19 protein-coding genes are annotated in these 23,276 nt (G+C 61.7%); 5 read left to right on the top strand and 14 right to left on the bottom strand.

Annotated features, from left to right (window positions below; translation table 11 throughout):
* Nucleotides 1-180 precede the first annotated feature (180 nt).
* The 9 genes from QWJ46_RS26925 to QWJ46_RS26965 form a co-directional block, all read right to left on the bottom strand.
* Nucleotides 181-2,151: a methyl-accepting chemotaxis protein gene (locus QWJ46_RS26925; RefSeq protein WP_302755176.1), complete on the bottom strand. Its 1,971-nt coding sequence runs from the start codon at nucleotides 2,149-2,151 to the stop codon at nucleotides 181-183.
* Between the two features lie 528 nt (nucleotides 2,152-2,679).
* Entirely contained in the window at nucleotides 2,680-3,750 is a 1,071-nt protein-coding gene (locus tag QWJ46_RS26930) for an LLM class flavin-dependent oxidoreductase (RefSeq protein WP_302755178.1), read from the bottom strand.
* A 330-nt stretch (nucleotides 3,751-4,080) separates the two neighbouring features.
* Nucleotides 4,081-4,419: a hypothetical protein gene (locus QWJ46_RS26935; RefSeq protein ID WP_003572261.1), complete on the bottom strand. Its 339-nt coding sequence runs from the start codon at nucleotides 4,417-4,419 to the stop codon at nucleotides 4,081-4,083.
* A 95-nt stretch (nucleotides 4,420-4,514) separates the two neighbouring features.
* A complete protein-coding gene (locus QWJ46_RS26940; RefSeq protein ID WP_302755184.1) occupies nucleotides 4,515-5,612 on the bottom strand; it encodes a substrate-binding domain-containing protein in 1,098 nt (365 codons plus the stop codon).
* 49 nt (nucleotides 5,613-5,661) lie between these two features.
* Nucleotides 5,662-6,702, bottom strand: coding sequence for an ABC transporter permease (locus QWJ46_RS26945; protein ID WP_302755185.1), 1,041 nt, complete (start codon nucleotides 6,700-6,702; stop codon nucleotides 5,662-5,664).
* 18 nt (nucleotides 6,703-6,720) lie between these two features.
* Complete coding sequence (locus tag QWJ46_RS26950) at nucleotides 6,721-8,217, bottom strand: sugar ABC transporter ATP-binding protein (RefSeq protein WP_302755186.1); 1,497 nt, start codon at nucleotides 8,215-8,217, stop codon at nucleotides 6,721-6,723.
* 104 nt (nucleotides 8,218-8,321) lie between these two features.
* Nucleotides 8,322-9,215, bottom strand: coding sequence for an NAD(P)-dependent oxidoreductase (locus QWJ46_RS26955; RefSeq protein ID WP_302755188.1), 894 nt, complete (start codon nucleotides 9,213-9,215; stop codon nucleotides 8,322-8,324).
* Entirely contained in the window at nucleotides 9,205-9,759 is a 555-nt protein-coding gene (locus QWJ46_RS26960; protein ID WP_302755267.1) for a gluconokinase, read from the bottom strand. Before QWJ46_RS26960 ends, QWJ46_RS26955 begins: the two co-directional genes overlap by 11 nt.
* A 13-nt stretch (nucleotides 9,760-9,772) precedes the next feature.
* Nucleotides 9,773-10,537 (bottom strand): SDR family oxidoreductase, encoded by a 765-nt coding sequence (locus QWJ46_RS26965; RefSeq protein WP_302755190.1) that lies wholly within the window; start codon nucleotides 10,535-10,537, stop codon nucleotides 9,773-9,775.
* Between the two features lie 134 nt (nucleotides 10,538-10,671).
* On the opposite strand from QWJ46_RS26965, the gene QWJ46_RS26970 reads away from it, so the two are divergent.
* The gene (locus QWJ46_RS26970) at nucleotides 10,672-11,613 is read left to right on the top strand and encodes a 2-hydroxyacid dehydrogenase (RefSeq protein WP_302755191.1); all 942 of its coding nucleotides are present in this window, start codon (nucleotides 10,672-10,674) and stop codon (nucleotides 11,611-11,613) included.
* A 10-nt stretch (nucleotides 11,614-11,623) separates the two neighbouring features.
* Complete coding sequence (locus QWJ46_RS26975) at nucleotides 11,624-12,655, top strand: L-idonate 5-dehydrogenase (protein WP_302755193.1); 1,032 nt, start codon at nucleotides 11,624-11,626, stop codon at nucleotides 12,653-12,655.
* 10 nt (nucleotides 12,656-12,665) lie between these two features.
* Here the strand turns inward: QWJ46_RS26975 and QWJ46_RS26980 are convergent, their stop codons facing one another.
* Nucleotides 12,666-13,736 carry a LacI family DNA-binding transcriptional regulator gene (locus QWJ46_RS26980; RefSeq protein ID WP_302755196.1) on the bottom strand — a complete coding sequence of 357 codons (1,071 nt, stop codon included), beginning with the start codon at nucleotides 13,734-13,736 and terminating at the stop codon, nucleotides 12,666-12,668.
* Nucleotides 13,737-13,955: 219 nt separating this feature from the next.
* On the opposite strand from QWJ46_RS26980, the gene QWJ46_RS26985 reads away from it, so the two are divergent.
* Nucleotides 13,956-14,882: an SMP-30/gluconolactonase/LRE family protein gene (locus QWJ46_RS26985; RefSeq protein WP_302755199.1), complete on the top strand. Its 927-nt coding sequence runs from the start codon at nucleotides 13,956-13,958 to the stop codon at nucleotides 14,880-14,882.
* 57 nt (nucleotides 14,883-14,939) lie between these two features.
* On the opposite strand, the gene QWJ46_RS26990 is transcribed toward QWJ46_RS26985, so the two are convergent.
* On the bottom strand, nucleotides 14,940-17,060 hold the full coding sequence (locus QWJ46_RS26990) for a VWA domain-containing protein (protein ID WP_302755201.1): 2,121 nt from the start codon (nucleotides 17,058-17,060) through the stop codon (nucleotides 14,940-14,942).
* On the bottom strand, nucleotides 17,057-17,581 hold the full coding sequence (locus QWJ46_RS26995; RefSeq protein ID WP_302755203.1) for an RNA polymerase sigma factor: 525 nt from the start codon (nucleotides 17,579-17,581) through the stop codon (nucleotides 17,057-17,059). The genes QWJ46_RS26990 and QWJ46_RS26995 overlap by 4 nt, the downstream gene beginning before the upstream one ends.
* 262 nt (nucleotides 17,582-17,843) lie before the next feature.
* Here QWJ46_RS26995 and QWJ46_RS27000 point away from each other — a divergent pair, with 262 nt between their 5' ends.
* A complete protein-coding gene (locus tag QWJ46_RS27000; RefSeq protein WP_302755206.1) occupies nucleotides 17,844-18,755 on the top strand; it encodes an alpha/beta hydrolase in 912 nt (303 codons plus the stop codon).
* 3 nt (nucleotides 18,756-18,758) lie between these two features.
* On the opposite strand, the gene QWJ46_RS27005 is transcribed toward QWJ46_RS27000, so the two are convergent.
* On the bottom strand, nucleotides 18,759-20,762 hold the full coding sequence (locus QWJ46_RS27005) for a CocE/NonD family hydrolase (protein ID WP_302755208.1): 2,004 nt from the start codon (nucleotides 20,760-20,762) through the stop codon (nucleotides 18,759-18,761).
* Nucleotides 20,763-20,783: 21 nt separating this feature from the next.
* A complete protein-coding gene (locus QWJ46_RS27010; protein ID WP_302755211.1) occupies nucleotides 20,784-22,364 on the bottom strand; it encodes an ABC transporter substrate-binding protein in 1,581 nt (526 codons plus the stop codon).
* Nucleotides 22,365-22,485: 121 nt separating this feature from the next.
* Here QWJ46_RS27010 and QWJ46_RS27015 point away from each other — a divergent pair, with 121 nt between their 5' ends.
* A complete protein-coding gene (locus QWJ46_RS27015; protein ID WP_184460017.1) occupies nucleotides 22,486-23,271 on the top strand; it encodes a helix-turn-helix transcriptional regulator in 786 nt (261 codons plus the stop codon).
* Nucleotides 23,272-23,276 lie beyond the last annotated feature (5 nt).

Here is a 23,276-nt window from a genome sequence, read left to right on the forward strand (position 1 = left end):
CTTCCTCCCCACGCTCGGTCGCCCTTGCAAAGTTGCGCTTCTCTTCGCTCGCCATGACCAGCTTACGGTGGGACTTGCACCCACAAGAGTGCGCCCATGCTGGGCGCACAATGCGAAGGGCAGCCAACGCTGCCCTTCCTCGCTTCGCTTTTCAGCCGAGGCTGAGGAGAGGCCTGACGATCAGAACTCTTCCCAATCGCCGGCCAATGCTGCGTTCCCCTGGGTTGCATTCGCCTGGAACGACTTGCTCACTCTGGCAACCATCTGGCGGGCCGGCGAGGCCACGGGTTGAGCATGCTGTGCCGCGGCCGCCGGCTGCGATATGCGCTTCGGCGCCACCGTTCCGCCGATTTTGAACTGTCCCAGAAGCTGGAACAGCGCGTCGGCTTCCCTGGCGAGCTTATGAGCTGCGGCTGTGGCTTCCTCCACCATGGCGGCGTTTTGCTGCGTGCCCTGGTCCATTCTGTTGACGGCGGCGTTGATCTCCTTCAGCCCCGTCGCCTGCTCCTGCGAAGCACCGACGATAGCGCCGACATTGCCGTCGACCTGCTGCACCTGCGTTGCGATCTCCTGCAGGGCTTTTCCGGTCTCGCCAACCAGGGCGACGCCGTTTTTGACGTGGCCGTTCGAGGCGTTGATCAGTTCTTTGATTTCCTTTGCCGCCTTGGCGGAACGCTGCGCCAATTCACGCACTTCCTGGGCGACGACGGCAAAGCCCTTGCCTGCTTCACCGGCACGCGCCGCTTCGACGCCGGCATTCAATGCCAGCAGGTTGGTCTGGAACGCGATCTCATCGATGACGCCGATGATGCTGCCGATTTCGGTGGCCGAGGATTCGATCTTGCCCATGGCGTCGACCGCGTCGCGAACGACGCTGCCCGAGCGTTCCGCATTGTCCTTGGTCTTGCGAACAAGCTGCCCGGCCTCCACAGCCCTGTTGCTCGAGTCGGCGACAGTGGTCGTGATCTCTTCCAGGGCAGCAGCGGTTTCCTCGACAGAGGCGGCCTGCTGTTCGGTCCGCTTGGCGAGATCGTCCGAAGCGGAACGGATTTCCTGCGCGCCGGCCGCAATTGCGCTGGCGTTCTGAGAAACCTTCTGCATGGCGGCGCGTAGCTTTTCGACGGCGGCGTTGAAGTCTGCCCGGAGCTTTTCCAGCGACGGAATGAACGGGGTATCGATCTGCTGCGTGAGGTCGCCGTCAGCAAGCGCCTGCAGGGCGTCGCCAAGCTGGCCGACAGCCTTGTCCGTCTGCTCGGCAAGGGTGCGGCGTTCATCGGCATCCTGCTCCAGCCGGTGCCGTTCCACGACGGCCCGTTTGGCTTCGGCATCGGCTTCCCGTTCCGCCTTTGTCGAAATCGCATCACGCAGACCTGCCACGGCCCGCGCGAGCTTGCCGATCTCATCGCCCCGCGCTTCGAGATGACGGTCGCCCTCGAGATTGCCCTCAGCCATCGCCTTCAGCGAAAGCTGAAGTTTTGCCAGCGGGCCGACGATCGTGCGAGATGTGATGGTCGCGGCAATAATGGAAAGAAGGGCCGCAATGGCGAGCGCCGTCAGCGCGACCGGCTTGAAGCTGCTTGCCGCACTGCGAACTTCGCCGCCGACCGATTTGTTCAGCGCCTCCTGATAATCGATGAATTTGTTGATGGCGCCGAGCCAGGCGACGAAGGCCGGCCGCGCCTGTTCGAGCAGGATCTTGCGGGCGTGCTCGCCGTCGCCCTTCTCCTGCAGCGCGATGATCTCCGCGACCAGAGGATTGGTTTTCGCCTGTATGTCGGCGATCTCCTTGAGGATGGATTTTTCCTGATCCGTCGCGCCTGCCGGAGATGAGACCATATCGGCCATGCGCTTTTCGTTCTCGGCGTAGGTCGCCGCCAGTTTTTCGATCAATGCCTCGGCGCTCTTGCGTTCATCGGCCGATGTCACCAGGGTCACGTCGCGAATGGCGATCGCCCGGTCGTGCACGCTGCCGCGATAATTGATGGCAAACCGCTGCTTCACGCTGTTGACGTCGTTGATCGTTTCAAGGTTGCCGTCGATCTCGGCAACCTTCTCCGCCGAATAGATGGTCAAGGCGGCCATCAGCAGAAGCAGGAAACTGAACCCGAGGGTGAGGCGCACCGCGATCCCGAAATTCTTAATGCTCTTCATTGTTACTCTCCATCGTGTCGGCGAGGTTTGTCAAAGCTGTCTTGGCCGCCAGGATCGCTCGTCGCATCTCGTTCAAATGCAGAGCGTCAACCTATCTCCCAATGCACCGACGAAACTTCTGCGCGCCCGATATGGGAGGCACGCACCAAGGTTCACGTCGATTTCATGCGAGATTTCGGATGCCGGGCCGCCATCATGGCGTAGATGACGATCCTGAGAACGTCGTTCCGATATCCTTAAAAATTTAGGGGAATACATTTTAGAGAATGTAAACGGAGGCGGTAGGCTATCGCTGCGTTGCGATTTTGGAATATTTTGCGAACATTTTTTTCGCAAAATACCCCGACCTTCGCACCGGCAAGCGTATGTCAAGTTGTCCGGCAGAATCGGCCTATATCTCTTGTTGCAAACCGGACTATTCAAGTCTCCCTGCACGTCACGTTCGAATAATGGTCTTCCGTAACGAAGCAGGACGATCGCCGATATCTTGGATGCACTATGGCGGTGCGCTGACACTTTCCTCCGACGTCAATCGCGCAGCAGCGGCAGAAGCTGGTCGCCCTGGCGCTTGATCTCGGAAAGGTAGGGCGTGTCGGAAAGCACGAAATGCGTGATGCCGAGATCCTGATATTTGCTCAGCGAGCGGGCGACGTCCGCCGCCGAACCGACCAGCCATGTTGTGCCGGCGCCACCGCCGCCGAATTTGCCGGGCGCGGTATAGAGATTGTCGTCGAGGACATCGCCGCGCTCATAGAGAGCGAGCAGCCGCTGCTGGCCGACAGCAAGCACGCGCTGGTGATCGTGCCAACCGGCGCCTTTGTTTTTTGCCATCTCGGCAACCTTCGCCTCGGCGTCGGCCCAGGCCTGTTCCGTCGTATCCCGGACCAGCGTCGTTATCCGCAATCCGAACTCCAGCGGGGGAAGGTCGCGATCGAGTTCCCTGCTCAACGCCTTGAGCCGGCCGATCCGCTCCCGGACACCCTCCAGCGGCTCGCCCCAGAAGAGCTGGACGTCTGCTTCGGTGGCCGCCACCCGCTCGGCCGCCTCGGAGGCGCCGCCGAAATAGAATTTGGGATGGCGGCGGTCGCCGCGAACCTGGATGCGGGGGACCACGGTGGATTCGGCGACCCTGAAGTGATCGCCCGCCGAGGTGACGTTTTCCTCGGTCCATAGTCTTCGGACCAGCCGCATGAATTCCTTCGTGCGGGCATAACGATGCGCCTGATCGCCCTCGCTATCGCCATAGGCCGGCAGGTTATCCTTGCCCGAGACGATGTTGATCCGCACGCGGCCGCCGCTGAGATGATCGAGCGTCGCGGCTGCGGAGGCGAAGTTTGCCGGCCGCCAGTAGCCCGGGCGGATCGCGATCAGCGGTTCGAAACTGGTGGTCCGCGCGGCAAGCGAGGCCGCGACGGTAAACGTGTCGGGGCGGCCCCAGCCGGTGCCGATCAGCGCGCCTTTCCAGCCATGCTCCTCCAGCGCCTTCGCATGGCTGGTCAGCGTATCGAGGCTGTTGTGATTGTCGACGGCGGAATCGCCGCGATGACCAGGCCTGACGTCGTTTGGAATATACCAGAGAAATTCGGAATTATTGCTCATGCGATGCTGCGGATCTGCGTGGTTGGAAGAAGAAGGCCTCCTGGAAGATCGTGCGGCTGTCTGCCGCGCCGGGCGCCCATGCGGGGTAAGATGGAGCATTGCCCACCAAATCAGTAGACTATTTAATTTAATAATGGCGGCGCCGATGAAAAATTGTCCCAAAGGTCGGGCAGCCGGAACAATCGCACCCGCGGGGCTTGGCAGCGTCCCAATCGGAAAAGCGCCTGGAACGCTTGTTCGCAGGCGCTTTAGGATTGTTCGATCCCTGTTCTCAATTTTAATGCCGGGCAGCGACCCGTCGCTCAAGCCGGCGCGGAAGCCACCCAGTATTCATGCAATGGCCGGCGGGTATTCATTGGCCTGGAATACGTGATGATGCACCTTGCCGGTGAAAAGCTGCAGGAGCTCCCCAGTGACCTCGCGGCTCTCGAACCGCACATCGGAGCGAAGTGCTGCGTTGACCGCATCCATATCGGGATAACGTATGGCGAGAGCCATGGCATAGACCGGAGCGCCTTCGTCGCGCTCCATGCCATCAAGCACCCGGACTTCCTCGGCGCCTGGAAATTTCGTCCAGAGAGGGACGAGCCGCTGCCTGACAAAGGCGCGGAATTCCTCTTCTCTGCCGGGATGAATTTCGCCTTCAAACAAAGCATAACGAATGATCATGGGTTCTCTTTTCCAAAACTCGCCGGAGCTGGATCGATATTGGCGTGGTGTCAGGCGGGGTAAGGGCGTATCCGTCGATACGCCCTTGGGAAGGCCTATTTGCCCCAGATTTTCTTGTATTGGTCGCGATAGCCGTTGTCGGGATCGAAGCTGTTCTTCGGCCCGCCGTCGAATTCGACATTCGCGCTGGTCACTACGTGGAGCGGCGACACATAGCCCGACCATGGCGCGCCAGCAAAGGCGCGGTTCAGTTCGTCGACGAGCTGCCAGCCCTGGAGGTTGAGCGGCTCGGCGACTGTGACGGCCTGAAACTGCTTGGCGCGGATGCGCTGATAGGCGCTTTCAGAACCGTCGCCGGCGGCGACATTCACCGGCTTTCCGTCGCCGGCAATGCCGGCCGAGGCGAGGGACGGTCCCATGAAGTCGTAATAGAGGTCGTTGATCGCCAGCGAATGCGTCCACTTGGCGCCGTACTTCTGCAGCAGCGACGTGGTGAGCTGCGGCATGCGCTGGGAGGTTTCGGCGATCGGCGTGTCGACATATTCGAGCACCGTGCCGCCGAGATCCTCGATCTCCTTCTTCATGCGATCGGCCTTGGCGATGGCGATCGCGTAGGTGGAGTCGGTGAAGATGATGACGCCGGGCTTGCCGCCGGCATCGGCGAAGGCCCAGTCCGCCGCCGACTTCGATACTTCCATCGCATCGGTGGTGACGTTGGCAAAAACGCCGACGTCGGCAACCGGACCGACGGCCGAGGCGGCGTGCCAGGACACCATCGGAATACCGGCCGCCTTGGCCGCTTCCATCGCCGGCTTCTGCTCGACCGCGTCGAAGCCATTGATGATGATCCCATCCGGCTTCAGCGCCATGGCCTGGCCGAAAGCCGCCGTCCGTCCCCCGATCGAACCGGCGCCGTCGAGCACCTTGACCGTCCAGCCGAGCGCACCTGCCGCTTCCTGGACGCCGTTGGCCACGCCGAGGATGCCGCCGTTCTTCATGTCGCCGGCAAGGACGACGATGTTCTTGCCCGCCGCCCCCTTGGGACCGCTCGTCGGGCCATCCCAGGCGCTCACCTTGGACGCATATTTCTCGACCACGGCTTTGGCGTCGGCCATGGAATCGGCCATTGCCGGCACACTGAGCATAACGGCCACGGTTGCGACCGTTGCCTGCAATAAAGTCCTGCGCTTCATGTTCACTCCTCCATTTTGTTTGTTGTGAGATACCGGTGAGCCGGCATCCTCATTTGGATGCGGGTGTGATCCTCCTCACAGCTCCGCGCTTGCGCTGGGCGTAGCCTGCAATGCCGATGGCAATCAGCAGGGTCACGCCGTTGAACAGCGGTTCGACGAAGAACGACCCGCCGAATTGCTGAATTCCTGATATGCCGACGGCCAGGATGATGACGCCGATCAAGGTGCCCCAGACGTTGACCCGGCCCGGCTTGATAGTCGTCGATCCGAGGAAAGCGCCGACGAGCGCCGGGAGGAGATATTCGAGCCCGACGCTCGCTTGGCCGATGCGCAGCTTCGAGGCGAGCAGAACCCCGGTCAGAGCCGCCAGCAGCCCTGACGTGACGAAAGCGCCGATCACCAATTTGCGGACGGGAATGCCATTGAGGGCAGCCGCCTTGGGATTGGCGCCGATGGCATAGAGATATCGGCCGATCGGCAGATATTCGAGCACGATCCACATGCAGATTGCAATCAGCAGCACGTAGAAGCCGGTGATCGGCAGGCCGAACAGCATGGTGCCGTTCAGCGCATAGAAGCCCTCAGGCAAGACGCCGACCACCTGCCGCCCGCCGGTATGCCAGAGGGCAAGCGCGTAGAGGACCGTGCCGGTGCCGAGCGTCGCAATGAAACTGTCGATCTTGGCAACCTCGACCAAAAGACCGTTGATGAAGCCGGTAATGACGCCGAGCGCAAGAACAATCAGGACCGCGACCGGCCAGGGCAGGCCATAGACCGTCTGCAGGCTGATGGCGAGAATATGCCAGAGCACGATGCCGTAACCCACCGTCAGGTCGATGCGGCCCGACGCCATCGGGATCATCGCAGCCAGCGACAGCAGCGCGATGATCGCCTTGTCGGAGACGATCGAGCGGACGTTCAACACGGTCGGAAAGGTATCGGGCAGCAGGATCGAGAAGAGCACGATCAGCCCGAGGGTCAGGATTACCAGCCCGTAAACCGGGAGCAGGCGTCCGATCTTTTGGCCGGTGGACAGGCCGGCCATCTCGCTCTTGGTCGGCTCCAGCGCGGTGGATTCAATGGATTGCATGGCTGTTCTCCCGATGGCTCAAGCCGCTTCCGATGCGGATGCGGCTGTTATGACCGCCTCCGTCGTCAAGGCGCTTCCAGTCAGTTCGCTGACGATTTTGCCGCGCGAGAAAACCAGCGCGCGGTGGCAGATATGGGCGATTTCCTCGAAGTCCGTCGAGACCACGACGACCGCGAGACCGGCTTCCAGCGCCTGGGTGATCAAACGGTAGATCTCCGCCCGCGCGCCGATATCGACGCCGGCGGTCGGATCTTCCGCGATCAGCAGCTTGCGGCCGGTTGCCAGCCAGCGGCCCACGACCACCTTCTGCTGATTGCCGCCGGAGAGCGCCTCGACAGGCAGATCCGGATCGTTCGGCCGGAGGCCGACGGTATGGCCGATCGCATGGGCCAGATCGGCTTCGCCGCGCGGCGACAGGAAGGACAACAGCCCGCGCCCGACAGCGCCCGGATTGAGGTAGGTGTTTTCCCGAATGGACAGCGAGAGCGCGACGGATTCTTCGGTGCGGTCACGGGCAATCAGACCGATGCCGGACGCCATGGCCTGCCGCGGGCTGGAAAGATCCGGCGCCCGGTCATGCAGCAGAACCGAGCCGTTGAAGGGCTCGCAGCCGAACAGCGCCCGGCCGATGCGTTCCTGACCGGCGCCGCGCAGTCCGGCAAGGCCCAGCAGTTCGCCCTCTCTTATATCGAAGGATATCGGGCTGGTGCCGGCGCAGACGAGGTTGCGGACTTTGACGATCGCCTTGCCGGGCTTGATCTCGGTCCTCGAAAAGAGACTGTCGCCGCTGCGGCCGATGATCATCGTCACCAGTTCGTCGGGCGTGGTCTCGCTGACGGGCTTCTGTCCGACCATGCATCCGTCGCGCAGCACGGCGACGCGATCGGCGATGCGGAAAATCTCGTCCAACCTGTGGGAGACGTAGATCATGCCGACGCCGCGCTCCTTCAGGGGACGGATCGCGTTGAACAGCCGGTCGACTTCGTCGGCGGGCAGGCTCGCTGTGGGTTCGTCGAGCACCAGAACGTCGGCTTCGACGGCAAGTGCGCGGGCAATGGCGACGAGTGATTTTTCGGTGCGCGACAGGGCCGAGACCCGCGTCGTCGGATCGAAATCGCAGCCGACCAGCTTCAAGGCTTCTTTGGCCCGCGCCTGTGTCCTGTTCCAGTCGATCAGACCTCGGCGCATCGAGAAGCCCTGCGACAGGCCCATGTTCTCGCCGACCGTCATCCACTCGATCAAGCCGAGATCCTGATGGATGAAGGCGACCGGTTGCCGCTCGTTCGGCTTGGGTGGGCGATGATGGTAACTCTGGCCGCGGAAAAGTATGTCGCCATTATCGGGCCTGTAAATGCCGGCCAGCGTCTTGATCAGCGTCGATTTCCCGGCACCGTTTTCGCCGAGCAGCGCCAGGATCTCGCCCTCACGCAGATCGATCGAGACGTCACGCAGCGCCTGCGTGCCGCCGAAGCTTTTGGTGATCGATTGGAACTCCAGCAGTCTCTTGGCTTCCACTGTGGCTCCTCCCAAAGCTGCAGCTGTCGTTATGGATCGATGTTATCGATAACATCGCGGAGTAGTCAAGCGGAAAGTGACGATCTCCCATGCCTGAAATCAGATCAGTCGGCGCCAAATCCGTCGAGCAGACGCATCATCTCGGCAGAGTCCTTCGGCCCAAGGCCGGCAGCGCAAAGCAGGCGATGAATCTCTACGACCGCCCCCGTCATCGGCAACGGCGTCTTCGTCTTCAGCGCAAAGGCCTGAAGCGAATCCAGGTCCTTCAGCATGTTGTCGATCCTGCCCGTCGGCGAGAAATCGCGCGCGGCGAATTTCGCCATGAATTCCTGCATGATACGGCTGTCGGCACGCCCGCCGGCAAGGGCCGCCGGAATTGCGGCCGGGTCGACCCCGCCGGCTTCCGCGAGCTTGACCGCTTCCGCGACCGCCTGAAACAGCACGGCGCAAAAGAGCTGATTGATCAGTTTCGTCGTCTGCCCGGCACCGGATGCGCCCATCAGCGTGTAATTGGCGGCAAGATGCCGCATCACCACACGCGCCCGTTCGAAATTCTCCGGGCTGCCGCCAGCCATGATGGTCAGCTTGCCGCCCAGCGCGCCGGGCACACCGCCGGAAAGCGGGCAATCCACCCATGCCATTCCCGTTTCCCGACGCAGCCGCGTCGCCATGTCGGCCGTCTCGGCGGGATCGATGGAGGACATGTCGATCAGCAGCTTGCCGGCATTCGCGGCCACCGCAACACCCTTTTCGCCGAAAACGACGGCACGCACGATGTTCGCGTGATTGAGGCTGAGCACACAGAATTGCGACGCGGCGACCGCATCCTCGACGGAACTCGCGCCGCGAGCCCCCTTGGCTTCCAGCGCCGCGACTTTTTCGGCATCGAGATCGAAGACGGATACGTTGTGACCGGTCTCGATCAAGCGCGTGATGATCGCCGTCCCCATGATGCCGGCGCCGATGACGGCGACATCTGCTCTGTAGTCATCCTGCATGAAATCCTCCCTTGATGGCCGTGCCTCTCAGCTCCTCACAAGCCAGCGCCACCATATCATCCAAAGCACCATCGATCGCGACCGTCACGACACCGGTCTCCCCGGTCGGCGGCTCCAGCGTCTGCAGCTGGCTGTCGAGCAGCGAGGCCGGCATGAAATGGCCCTGACGTGCCTGCATCCGCGACAGCAGAAGCTCGCGCGATCCTTCGAGGAAAACAAAGGCAAGGCGCCCGCCTGCCGCCTGCCTCAGCCTGTCCCGATAGCTTCTTTTCAACGCGGAGCAGGAAACGACCAGCCCTCGCGATGCGTTTAGCGCGGTCTTTATTTCCTCACCGATCCGGTCGAGCCAGGGCAGGCGATCTTCATCGGTGAGCGGTATGCCCTGCGCCATCTTCTCGACATTGGCAGCCGGATGGAGCTGGTCGCCTTCCACAAACGGCATGCCGTTTCGGGCCGCGATGCGCTCTCCAACCGAGGATTTGCCGCAGCCGCTGACGCCCATGACGATCACGGCCAAGGGCAGTACCTTTTTCTCCAGACTCATCATCTCACCTCCCTTAGAGGCAGGTCGTGATGCCGCCGTCGACATAAAGCGTGTGGCCGTTGATGAAGGACGAGCCGCGGCCCGACAGGAAGACGGCGGCACCCACCAGTTCCTCGACATTGCCCCAGCGTCCGGCCGGCGTCCGTTTCTCGAGCCACGAGGAAAATTCGGGATTGTCGACCAGCGCCTGGTTGAGCGGCGTCTTGAAATAGCCCGGCGCAATAGCGTTGATCTGCAGGCCGTGCTTGGCCCAGTCGGCGCACATGCCGCGCGTCAGGTTGCGCACCGCGCCTTTGGTCGCCGTGTAAGGGGCAATGCCGGGACGGGCGAGCTCGCTCTGAACCGAGGCGATGTTGATGATCTTGCCATGCCTGCGGGCGATCATCGCCTTGGCCGCCGCCTGGCCGACGTAAAAGACGCTCGAAATATTGGTGGTCAGCAGCAGCTCCCATTTGTCCGCCGGGAAATCTTCCAGCGGCGTGCGGAACTGCATGCCGGCATTGTTGATCAGTATGTCGAGCGGACCGATATCGGCCTCGATCGCGGCGATCCCCTGCGTGGCAGCGTCCTTGCTGGTTACGTCGAAGATGGCCGCATGGGCAGACAGACCTTGAGCCTTGAGGCTTTCGACTGCGCGTTTGACACTTTCGGGCGTGCGGCCGTTGATGACGACCTCGGCGCCATGCTGCGCCAGGCCCTCGGCCAGCGCATAACCGATCCCCTGGCTCGAGCCGGTGATCAGGGCAAGCTGCCCGGTCAGATCAAACAGGTTCTTCATGCAAATAACTCCTCCGGTGTCGCTGCGAATGACGGCTTATACCCCCACTCGCGGTGAAACTCACTTGACATCCCTTTCTCGGATTATATGTTATCGATAACATAATCAACAGCCAAAATGCGGGATGGGACGAAATGCCTGACGTAGAAATCTTGATGGCCGGGGCCTATCCGGAGTGGGACATGGTGGATCTGGAGGCGACCTACCGCGTCCACCGTCTGTGGGAAGCCGCGGACCGGCAGGCACTGATTTCGAAAGTCGGAAGCAATATCCGCGCCATCGCGACACGCGGCGAACTCGGCGCTTCCGCCGACCTGATGAAGCAGTTGCCGAAGCTGGAGATCGTCTCCTGCTACGGCGTCGGCACCGACGCCATCGACCTGTCCTACGCCCGCGCCAACGGCATTCGCGTGACGAATACCCCTGACGTGCTGACCGAAGACGTCGCCGATATCGCGATCGGACTGCTGCTTTCCACGGCGCGCCAGATTCCGCAGGCCGACGTTTTCGTCCGCACCGGCCAGTGGGGCAACGTTCCCATGCCGCTGGTGACGCGGGTTTCGGGCAAGAAGGTCGGGATCGTCGGCATGGGGCGGATCGGCAAGGCGATCGCCAAGCGAACTGCCGCTTTCGGCTGCGACATCTCTTATTTCGCCCGCAACAGGGACCAGGACGTCGCCTATGGTTATGAAGCCAATCTGGTCGCGCTGGCCAATTGGGCCGACTTCCTGATCGTCATCGTTCCCGGAGGGGCCGCGACCATGAAGATCATCAACGCCGAGGTGCTTGAAGCGCTCGGTCCGGAAGGCATGCTGATCAACGTTTCGCGCGGAACGACCGTCGACGAGGAGGCGCTGATCGCAGCGCTTCAGAACCGCACCATCCAAGCCGCCGGCCTTGACGTTTTCCTCAACGAGCCGAAAATCGATGCGCGCTTCCTGACGCTGCCAAACGTCGTGCTGCAGCCCCACCACGGCTCCGGCACGATCGAAACCCGCAAGGCCATGGGCAAACTGGTCAGAGACAATCTCGCCGCGCATTTTGCCGGTCGCGCGCTTCCGACTCCGGTCGTATGAGGATCCCGATATGAAAGCCATCGTCATTCACGCCGCCAAGGATCTCAGGGTCGAAGAGCGCGAGCCGGAGGTTGCTGGGGAGGGCCAAGTGGAGATCGCCATCGAAGCCGGCGGCATTTGCGGCTCCGACCTGCATTATTACAATCATGGCGGTTTCGGCACCGTTCGCCTGCGCGAACCGATGATTCTCGGCCACGAGATCGCCGGCACGGTCAAGGCGCTGGGTGCCGGCGTCAGCGACCTTACCGTTGGAGACCGCGTTGCGGTTTCCCCGAGCCGGCCGTGCAACCATTGCCAATATTGCCTGAAGGGCCAGCAGAACCACTGCCTCAACATGCGGTTTTACGGCAGCGCCATGCCCATGCCGCATATTCAGGGCGGCTTCCGTCAGCGGCTGGTGGCGGAGCGCTGGCAATGTCATAAGGTCGCCGACGGCATTTCCATTCACGAGGCCGCCTTCGCCGAACCCTTTGCCGTGACGCTGCATGCGGCAAGCCGCGCCGGATCGCTGCTCGGCAAACGGGTGCTGGTCACCGGCTGCGGCCCCATCGGCATGCTGGCGATCGTTGCCGCCCGCGTTCTCGGCGCCCGCGAGATCGTCGCGACCGACGTCACCGACAGCGTTCTGGCGATCGCCCGCACCAGCGGCGCCGATCGCACGATCAATGTTGCCACCCATGCTGCCGACCTTGCCGCTTACGGTGCCGACAAGGGATATTTCGACGTCATGTTTGAGGCGTCGGGCAATGAGCGGGCCGTCCGCGCGGGCCTGGAGGTACTGAAGCCCCGTGCCGTTCTCGTGCAGCTCGGCCTTGGCGGCGATGTCTCCATCCCGCAGAACATGATCGTTGCCAAGGAAATCGAGATGCGCGGAACATTCCGCTTTCACGAGGAGTTCGGGCTCGCCGTCGAATTGATCAACGCGCGCCGTGTCGATCTGAAACCGCTGCTGACAGGTGTCTTCGGGATCGACGAGGCCGTCGCCGCCTTCGAACTGGCAAGCGACCGCAGCAAATCGATGAAGGTGCAGATCGCCTTCTGAAGCAGCGCTCCTATTTGGCGCTGCGGTCCGTGCTTTCGCGCAGAACGACCCTGTAGCCCGTCAATGTGATCTCGTCGCCGGTCGCCTCGCCGCTGCCCTGCAGGGCATCGAGCAGGCGGGCGGCGGCCTGACGGCCGATGCCGTAACAGTCGACATTGATGGTGGTGATGCTGGGATGACAGATCGACGAGATCTCGTAATCGCCGAAGCCGGCAATGGCGATATCACCCGGTACGTTCATTCCTCTGCGCTTGCATTCCATGATCGCGCCGAAGGCGGAAAGGTCGGAGACGCAGAGAACCACTTCCGTATCCGGCCAGCGCTCCAGCAGGCTCACGATCGCCTGGCCGCCCTGTTCCATGGTGATCGGCGGCACGCCGAAGGAAATTGCCCGGCCAGGCCCCAGGCCCAGTTCCTCGACGGTCTTCAGGAAACCGCTCCGCCGCTGGCTGCCGCGCGTATCGCGCGCCGTCGTACCGCCGATATAGCCGAACCTCCGGTAGCCCTGGCTGGCGAGCGTCCGCACCAGCAGCGACATCGCCTCGCTGTTTGAAAAGCCGACGACATGGTTGATCGGTTCTTCCGGAAGCTCCCAGGTTTCCACCACCGGAATGCCGGCCTTATCAAGCATGCGTCGGGCGCGGTCGGTGTGCGAACCGCCCGTCAGGATGATGCCTTCGGGGCGCCGGCGCAGCATCGCCTCGATCAGCTTTTCTTCTTTCTCGGCGGAATAATCGGTGTAGCCGAGAAGAAGCTGAAGACCGGTATTCTCCAGCGCATCGGTAATGCCGCGGGCGGTGTCGGAGAAATTCGAATTGTTGATGGAGGGCACCAGCGCCGCGATGAAGCCGCTGCGCCGCGAGGAAAGACTGCCGGCCGACAGGTCGAGCACATAGCCCAGCGCGTCGACGGCTTCCATGATGCGCTTGCGGGTCTCTTCGGAAACACTCGCATCCTGCCGAAAGGCGCGCGAAACGGTCATGGCCGACACGCCGACATATTTGGCAACTTCTGCCATCGTCAGCTTTTGAGCGTCTCCTCCCTTGAGACGCTTGTCTTTTGGCTCATCCTCGTCTTTCACTGCGCTCCGCTTTCAAAACAGCTTCCTCGTTGGGTAATTCAGCACAGAATAAAGTTATCGCTATCATCGCACAATCGATATTATTGCAGGGACGCACGGTTCCACAGCCGCAAAAGCCAAATACTCGCGGTATTTTCGTGGGCGTCATCACTTGAATGTCTGTACGAGGCCTGAAAAACCGGGCAGAATGATATCGATAACAATCAGGAAGGAGCTGTCATGTTCGGAGAAATCGAAGGTACGGGGTTCGAGGTTCTCGACCCGCGCTTTGAAAACTGCTTCGTCGGCCATGCTCGGGTCGAACGGCTTTGGACGGGCGGCCGCTGGCTGGAGGGACCGGCCTGGTTTGCCGCGGGCCGTTATCTGGTTTTCTCGGATATCCCCAACAATCGCATGATGCGCTACGACGAGACCAGCGGGCACACATCGGTATTCCGCTCGCCAAGCAACAATTGCAACGGCAACACCGTCGACAATCAGGGCCGGCTCATCACCTGTGAGCACCTGACACGCCGCATCACCCGCACGGAATTCGACGGCAAGATCAGCGTCCTGGTCGACCGGATCGCCAGCAGGCGACTCAACTCCCCGAACGACGTCACCGTCAAATCGGACGGGACCATCTGGTTCACCGACCCGAGCTACGGCATCCTCCACGATTACGAGGGAGATTATGGCGAAGAAGAAATCGGCGGATGCCATGTCTACCGGCACGATCCGGAAACGGGCGCGACCGATCAGATGACATCCGATTTCGTCAAGCCGAACGGTCTTGCCTTCTCGCCCGACGAAACGCTGCTCTACGTCGCCGACACCGGGGCATCGCACCTGCCCGGCGGTCCGCGCCATATCCGAAAGCTCGCGGTATCAGGCGAGGGAACGCTGACCCATCTCGGTGTGTTCGCCGAATGTACGGCGGGCTTCTTCGACGGATTCCGCGTGGACCGGAAGGGAAGGGTATGGACGAGCGCCGCAGACGGTGTGCATGCCTACGATCCGGACGGCACCTTGCTCGGCAAGATCCATATTCCCGAACTCGTCTCCAACGTCGCCTTTGGCGGCGATAAACTGAACCGTCTCTTTATCACCGGCACCACGTCCCTCTATGCTGTTTATCTCACAGCCAACGGGTCGAGACCGGGGTAGCCCTCATGCAGATAAGGCCGCCCTACCAGGCGGCCTTGCTTTTTGGTGCTTCCTTTCTCATCGTTGGCTGAGACTGTCCGCCAAACGAACGAGACCGAGGAAATCCGACCGGTAGCCGAAGGGATCCGTCCCCCGCGACGCCGCAGCGAGGTCGGCAATCGCCTGGTAGGAATAGGCATCGACAGCGGCGATGCGGCTCAGTTTCTGGCTGAAGGCGGCGACGGCCACCGAGAAGCGGACATCCTGCGGCGCGGCGTCGATGGTGGCCACCGCGTTGCCGGCGCCGACAGGCGTGGTGATCAGCGCACTCTTGTCCTCGCCCGGCCGCTTGTAACGCATCTTGACGAAGGCAAGCTCACTTTCGTGCCCGCTGCCCGCTGTCTCGGCCGGCGCCCTGTCGGCTGCGCCATAGCGCAGGTCGTCGTTCATGACCGCGGGGCTTCCCTTGGGCGTAATCTCGTAGATCGCCGTGACGCTGTGACCGGAACCGATATCACCGGCATCGACGCGGTCGTTGTTGAAATCCTCGCGGTTGAGGGCGCGCGTCTCGTAGCCGATCAGCCGGTATTCGGCGATCCGCTCCGGGTTGAATTCGACCTGGAACTTGACGTCCTTGGCGATCGGAAACAGCGTTGACCCAGCCTCTTCGACCAGTGTCTTCTGCGCTTCCGCCAAGGTGTCGATATAGGCGGCGCTGCCATTGCCGTTCTGCGCCAGCGTCTGCATCAGGGAATCGTTGAGATTGCCGCGTCCGAAGCCGAGAACGGTCAGGAAAATGCCGTCCTTGCGCTTTTCTTCGATGATGTGCTTCAACTCCTCGTCGCTCGACGGGCCGACATTGAAGTCGCCGTCCGTCGCCAGCATCACCCGGTTGACGCCATCCTTGACGAAGGCCCGTTTGGCGAGATTGTAGGCGGCCTCGATGCCCTCGGCGCCGCCGGTCGAGCCTCCTGCCTCCAGCCTGTCGATTGCCGAGAGGATCTTCGACTTCTCCGCCACCCGCGTCGGTTCCAGCACCGTGCCGGCATTGCCGGCATAGGTGACGATCGAGACGGTGTCGTCAGCCTTCAGCCTGTTGACCAGCAGCCGGAAGGCGCTCTTCAGGAGCGGCAGCTTGTCCGGCTCGTCCATCGAGCCGGAGACATCGATCAGGAAAACAAGATTGGCGTGCGGCGCGGTCGCCGGCGCGATGTCATAACCCTTGATCGCCACATGCATCAATTGCGTGTCGTGGTTCCACGGTGTCGGCATCACCGTTACGGTCGCCTTGAACGGTTGCTCTGCGCGATCGGGACCCGGCCAGTCATAGGGGAAATAATTGATCATCTCCTCGACGCGAACCGATTGCGGATCGGGCATCGCCCCGCCCGTCAACGATCGGCGGACGAAGGAATAAGAGGCGCTGTCGACATCGGCGGAGAAGGTCGAGACCGGATCGGTCACCACGCTCTTGATCGGATTTGACGCGGCATTGGCAAACCGTTCGCGGCTGGGGTCGAGCTGGATCTGGGCCTGCCCTTCCGCCGGTGGGGCAGGCGAGGGGGCAACAGCGCCCATCGGTTCGGCCAATAGCTGCCCCTGAGCGGCCATGCCAGGAGCGGCCGGCGCAACACGTTTGGCCATCCCGAGTGACGCGGCGGAATCTTCCGACTTATTCTTGAGAGCAGCAATGTCGCCGGCATCGAATTCAGAGAGCCGCTCCGCAGCGGGTTTTGCAGTCTGTAGTTCCTTGTCCTGCAAGGCTTGGACGCCGCTGACGGCAGACGATTGAGCCGGCCGGCTTTCTTCGGTCGGGGCTTCGGAAAGCTGAGGCGCGGCCGTGACGGGTTCGGCCGGTTTCGGCGCGTTGTTTTGCACAAGGTTACCGGCGATCTCGGTCTGGTCGACGATCGGCGATCCGTCGCGGCTCAGCTCGATCGTAAGGTAACCGGCGGCGGGAATGACGAGCAGCGTCGCGAGGGCTGAACCGGCGAGGAATTTCTTGTTCATGGCAGGGCTCCATATCCAGTTGATGATGGACCTTGGACGCCAACCTTTCGCATTTCCTTGGGCCGCCGCCGCATTATTTTCCGCGCTGTCGAAGGCCTGCATCGCCGCGGCAAGGGCGCGCGCGCGCGCTTCCGAATCGGCTGCCGGGGCTGTGAGACGGGAGAGCTTTTCGAGTTCCTTGTCCATCATACCTCTTCCTTGCCGAGCATGGCCTTCAGCCTCTTGCGCGCCTCGTGCACCTGCCAGGACACGGTTGCCTCCGAGCAGCCCATGACATCGGCGGCAGCCGAATGGCTGAGGCCTTCGCCATAGACGAGCAGCACGGCGTCGCATTGCCGTTCCGGCAAAGCCCGCACGGCCGCCCATAATTCGCTCGATAGCTCGTCATCATTTCTGCCCGGCGCGTCCGGCTGCGGTTCGGCGGCATAAGCGCGGAATGTCTGCTCTTCCCGCGCAAGCTTGCGTCTGTGGTCGCGGGCAGCGTTGAGCGTCAGCGTATAGAGCCATGTCCTGAAGCGGCTGGCGCCGCGAAAGCCGCGGATGGCCGCGCCGAGCTTGACGCAGACCTCCTGGGCGATGTCGTCGGCGTCGGTGGAACTGCCCGACCATCGCCACGCCGTCGCGTGGACGAAATCATAATGGCGCGAGACCAGTTGCCCAAAGGCCTCCCGGTCGCCCCCCTGCGCTCGTTCTATGAGCTCCGCATCCAATGCGCACCTACCCCCAAGCTATCAGCCAAGATGCTATTTCGGGATTGAGACGTTTCTCCAATGGCTTTCCTTGGGTCGACGACGAAAAATTATCGGATTTTTTTGCAAAAGCGGCAAAGCCTGGAAACGCCGGGCAAAATAAGCAAGCATCGCGACATCCGCGGGTCGCGGCCAGACAGATTGCCTCCGATGCAAAGGCGCATGATGAGGGCAGAGTCGGCCAGGGACATGATCTGTATGTCCCAAATCGAAAGGACCCTGCATGTCCGCTCCATCGCCTGTCCCCACCGAAAAGGGCATTCTGCAGTTTCTCGATATTTGCGATAGTTTCTATCCGCCGGACGCCATCCAGGCATCGGTCGAGCAGCAGCGGCATTGGTACGACGCGCTTTGCGCACGCTTCGACCGCTCGGCTCCCCCGGATATGATCTTTGCGGACGGCATGTTCCAGCGTATCCCGATCAGGCGCTATCGCCCGCGGAAAATCGGCACGCGCACCATCCTGCTCTATCTTCACGGCGGCGGCTTCGTCGTCGGCTCGCTCGAGACCCATCATGCCATCTGCGCCGAGATCGCCGATTTTGCCGGCGCGGAACTGGTTTCCGTCGATTATCGCCTCGCGCCCGAATATCGCTGGCCGGCACAGACGGATGACGGTTTCGCCGTGCTCAAACATCTGCTTGCCGCCAACAACAAGGTCGTGCTGATCGGCGATAGCGCCGGCGGCAATCTTGCGGCGGGCCTTGCCTTGCGTGCCCGCGACGAGGACCTGTCCGGCATCGTCGGCCAGGTCCTGATCTATCCCGTGCTCGGCGGCGACCTTGCCGCGGGGTCCTACGTCGAAATGGCCGAGGCCCCTGGACTGACGACTTCGGATGTCGCCTATTATCGCGAAATCCTGCAGGCACCCGCGGGAAATACGATCGCCGAGCCGTTGCACGCATCCTCGCTTGCCGGGCTCCCGCCGGCCTTCATCACGGTCGCCCATTTCGATCCGCTCCGGGACGATGGACGGCAATATGCGGCCCGGCTCACCGCGGAAGGCGTCGAAGTCTGGTTCCGGGAGGAGCCGCAGATGGTGCATGCATGGCTGCGCGCCCGCCACATGAGCGATGGCGCGCAAGACGGCTTCCGCGCGGTTTGCGAGGCCGTCAGACATTTTGCGCTGGCCTGACGGTTACGTCAGGTCACGCACGATCCGCTTTTCGGCAAAGATCTTCTCGAAGATCTGCACATCGTCCTCGAAAGCGGTGACGACGGCGCTGACGACCCAATCGGTCCGCGTGCACGCCATCCGCGCGGTCGCGACGGTGCGCACGAACCAGCCGGGCCGGTGCATGTCGCAGGTCCAGGTCGACGTGCCGGTCATCGACAGCGGATCATCCGGTGAAATCGACCACACCTCCTCCCGCAGTTGCCGGGTCGACAGGCCGGTCTCAGGATGTTCGGTGAGCCCCGTATCCTCGTGGATATGATAGTCTGTCCGGTTGGCCGAGAGGTCGCGAACGACCTGTCGCTTCGTCGCCGCGGCCACGTGCTCGATATATTTCGGCAGGGGATCAGGATTGGCCGGTTCCTCGATGTCGATCCTCTGGTGCTCGCCCAGCATCGGCAAACCCAGGCCGAGCGAAGCGATATCGATCTCGACCCCTTCGTCTTCAGGCGGCGGCAGGATCATCGGCCAATAGGCGGTGGAGAGTGAAAGGCGGATGCGATGGTCCTTGCGGAAGCGATAACAGCAGGCGTCGAGCACCAGCCGGATCGACACCGTCTCGCCCGGCACCAGCGGTTTCGGATCGGCATTGCCGTCGCGATGGGTGAGATTGACGACACCGAAGGCGACACGCATGGCCGTGCCGTCCGGATGGACGTCGACCAACCGGGCGCAGAGATTGCCGCCTGTCGCGTGGGGGCGCAACGCAAGCGTTACGACGGGTCGGCCGAGATAATCATGATCCTCTGCAAGCGGCATCGTATCGAAGACCAGTGAGCCGGCATCGTCCGAGCGTTGATCGATCGCCATTTCGGCGTCGGGCTTCAGCGTAAAATACTCTCCCGACGCCGTGCCGGTGTCGAGGGGAGATTGGAGATAGACGGGATGCTCGGGCGCATGCGGGATCGGCATGCCTTCCGTCAATCGCCCGAATTGCTCGACATAGAAGCATTGCATGCGCGGCGGCGTCCACATGTCCTTGGCGATCCAGAAGCCGGGATCGCTGTCGCGCCGCGGGGCAGGACGGATCGCATCGAGAATATAGGCGCGGGTCTGCGGCAGCCCGTCGATCCCGTTGTCCTCGCCGCGCAGCCATTTGTTCCACCAGGCGATCGCTTCGCCATGGAAATCCGCGCGCGGTTTCGGCCAGGCGAAGTGCGGATATTTGTGGACCCAGGGGCCGATCAGCGCCTTGGCTTTTTCACCGAGGCCTTCGACCGCCATCAGTGGCGCGTTGCGATAGCCGTCCGCCCAGCCGGCAATAATGAGCGTCGGGATCTCCACACTGGAAAAATCCTCCGAGATCGAGCCGTGACGCCAGAAATGGTCGCGCCGCTGGTGGCTCAGCCACTCCTCCATGAGGAAGGGCTCGCCTGCGAGGCGCTCCAGCCACATCTCCTTCCAGCGCTCGCCGACCAGGGCAGGATCTGGCGGGCGCGACTGATAGCCGAGCATCGTCGCAGCCCAGGAGAGCTGGGCGGAGAGATGGCAGCCGTTCTTGTAATGGATGTCGTCATTGTAGCGGTCGACGGTCGAAGCGATCGATATCACGGCTTTGAGCGCTGGCGGGCGTAGTGCTGCGACCTGCAGGCTGTTGAAGCCGCCCCAGGAGATGCCCATCATGCCGACCGAGCCGTTCGACCACGGCTGCGCGGCAATCCAGGCGATCAGCTCACACGCATCGGCAAGCTCGCGCTCGGTATATTCGCCGTCGATGACGCCGTCCGATTCCCCGGATCCGCGGATATCGACGCGCACCCCGGCAATGCCGGCGGCCGCAAAGACCGGATAGGTCGATTCGTCCCTGAGGCTCGTACCGTCGCGCTTGCGATAGGGCAGGAACTCGAAGACCGCCGGCACGGGATCTTCTTCCGCGCCATCGGGCATCCAGATGCGTGCCGCCAGCCGCGTCCCATCCTTCAAGGTGATCCACTGATTTTCGATGGTTGTGAAGCTGCGGTCTGACATGGTCATATATCCAGAAGAGCGTTAGGCATTAAGCCACACGCGGCTGCCGATGTAGCCGTTGGACATATCGTTGCCGATATCGTCGACATATCCCTTCAGCATTTTCGAAGAGGCCATGATGTAGTCGTTGAAGACGGGCAGGATTAGACCGCCATCGTCTCGCACCATGAGGGCCAATTGTCGATAAAGCACTTTGCGCTTGGCCTCATCGAGTTCTGACCTTGCTTGCAGAACCAATTTGTCGAAGTCAGGGCGCTTGAAACGCGTGTCGTTCCATTCTGCGGTCGACAGGTAAGAGGTGGAATAGCGCGAATCCTGGGTCGGACGACCGCCCCAGAACGAGGCGCAGAAGGGCTGCTTGTTCCAGACATTGGTCCAGTAGCCGTCTTCCGGTTCGCGCTTGACGTCGATCGTGATGCCGGCCTTGCGCGCGCTTTGCTGGAACAGGATCGCCGCATCCACGGCGCCAGGAAAGGCTGCGTCTGACGTGAGCAGCTGAATGGAGCGGTCGAGACCCGATTTCTTGAAGTGGAAGGCGGCCTTGTCTGGATCATAAGGGCGCTGCTCGATATCGGTCGGGGCGAGAGCGTAGTTGGAATTGACCGGATAGTCGTTGCCGATTGTTCCGTAGCCGCCCAGAACCTTGTCGAGGATCGCCTGACGATCGATGGCATATTTCAGCGCAAGCCGAAGATCGGTGTTGTCGAAGGGAGTCGTGTCGCAATGCATCAGGAAACAATAGAAGCCCTTGCCTGCATTCCGGAGGATTTCGATGGTCGGTGCTCGCTGCAGCATCGGGACTGTCTTGGGGTCGACATTGTTGACGAAATGGACTTGGCCGGAGGCAAGTGCGGCAACGCGGGCGGTGTTGTCGTTGATGACGAGGATCTCGACACTGTCAACAAAACCGCGGTCGGAGCGCCAATCCTTCGGATTTTTCTCGAAGGTTGCGCGAACGCCCGGTTCGAAGCTTTTCAGAATGTAAGGACCTGTACCGATGGCCGCCGCAGGCTTATCGACGCCGCCCTTCGGCTGGATGATCAGGTGATAGTCGGTCAAAAGCAAAGGCAGGTCCGCATTGCCTTCCGAAAGTGTGAGGACAAGGTCGCCGGCTTTTTCTTCGATACCCGTGATCGAGGCCATGAGCCCCAGAGCACCCGACTGCGAATTCTTGTCCGCATGTCGCTTCAGTGTCGCGACGATGTCCGCGACGGTCACCTTGCTGCCGTCGTGAAACTGCACGTCGTTCCTGATTTTGAAAGTCCAGACGGATGCATCCGCCGATGGTGTCCAGGAAGTCGCCAGCGACGGCAAGGGCGTACCGGTCTTAGGGTCGGATTCGACAAGTGTGTCGCCCCAGAGACGGCCAATGACGAACAACACGGAGGCGCTATAGGTCGCGGGGTCGAGCGCATCACTGGTGGCGCCACCCTTGAGACCGAGTTTCAGATGACCACCGCGCTTGGCTTCCTGCGCGCGGGCATCGCGCGGCATCAGCAGGCCGGAGGTGAGGACTGGCAAAGCGCTCAGCGCGACGGCACCGCCAAGGAAGTGACGGCGGCCGATACTCAGAGGCGAAGATTGATCCTTTTCACGTGTCATTGCAGTTCCCTTTTTCAACTTTATTAGAAGGGAACGTAGAGATCAGGCTGCTTCACGCAATTTCGCGACTTGACGCATCTTTGAGCGAGTTTACGCTACTATAATTAAGACGGAATCGCCGATGCCTCACCTGGTCGAGAACCTCAAGATCGCCTGTGCCACGCAGCGTTCCATTTCGCATCTGTGCCGCGCGATCGATATCAACCGGCAGCAATTCAATAGATATATCAACGGCCAGACGAGGCCGTCTGCCCATAATCTCGCGCGCATAGCCAAGTATTTCGATCTCGACGCAGCCGACTTTGGTCTCGCTCCCAGGCTCTTTCGGGAGCGGCTTCGCAAACCGACTCTAGACCTCAATCAAAGTTCCGAACTGTTAAAAGCGTTCCCAGGCGATCTGACCGCACTCCGGCGCCATATCGGCTATTTCCAGACCTATCATCGCTCCCCGTCCTGGCCGGGAATGGTTGTCTGTTCGTGCAGCCGCTTTGTGGAGAAGGGTGGGCTTGTGCATGTCAAATCAATGGAGCGTCTGCGGGACGCTGGAAACGGCATCCAGCAGTTTTCGAAATATGTCGGTCTTGCGGCCTTCTATCGAAACCGGATCTTCATTACGGAGCGGGTCGTCGGCCCGAATCCGGTACTGTCACAGACGATCCTCCTGCCATTCGACGAGTACCAGCGCGTCTATCTGCGCGGGACGACAATGGGAGTTTCGTGGCGACGGGAAAATCTCCCCTATGCGTCGCGGATGATCTGGCGGCATGTCGGCGCCGAGCCCAACCTGCGCGAGCTTCTGTCGCGCTGCGGACCTCTGCCGCTGTCTTCACGCCACCTGCCACCGACGGTGCGCTCGTTCCTCGCAGATCCATCCGCGGAAGTGTATGCGGTGCCGGCAGAGTATTGAAGACA

It is taken from the genome of Rhizobium sp. CBN3 (assembly GCF_030518245.1).
Taxonomy (GTDB): domain Bacteria; phylum Pseudomonadota; class Alphaproteobacteria; order Rhizobiales; family Rhizobiaceae; genus Rhizobium; species Rhizobium aethiopicum_A.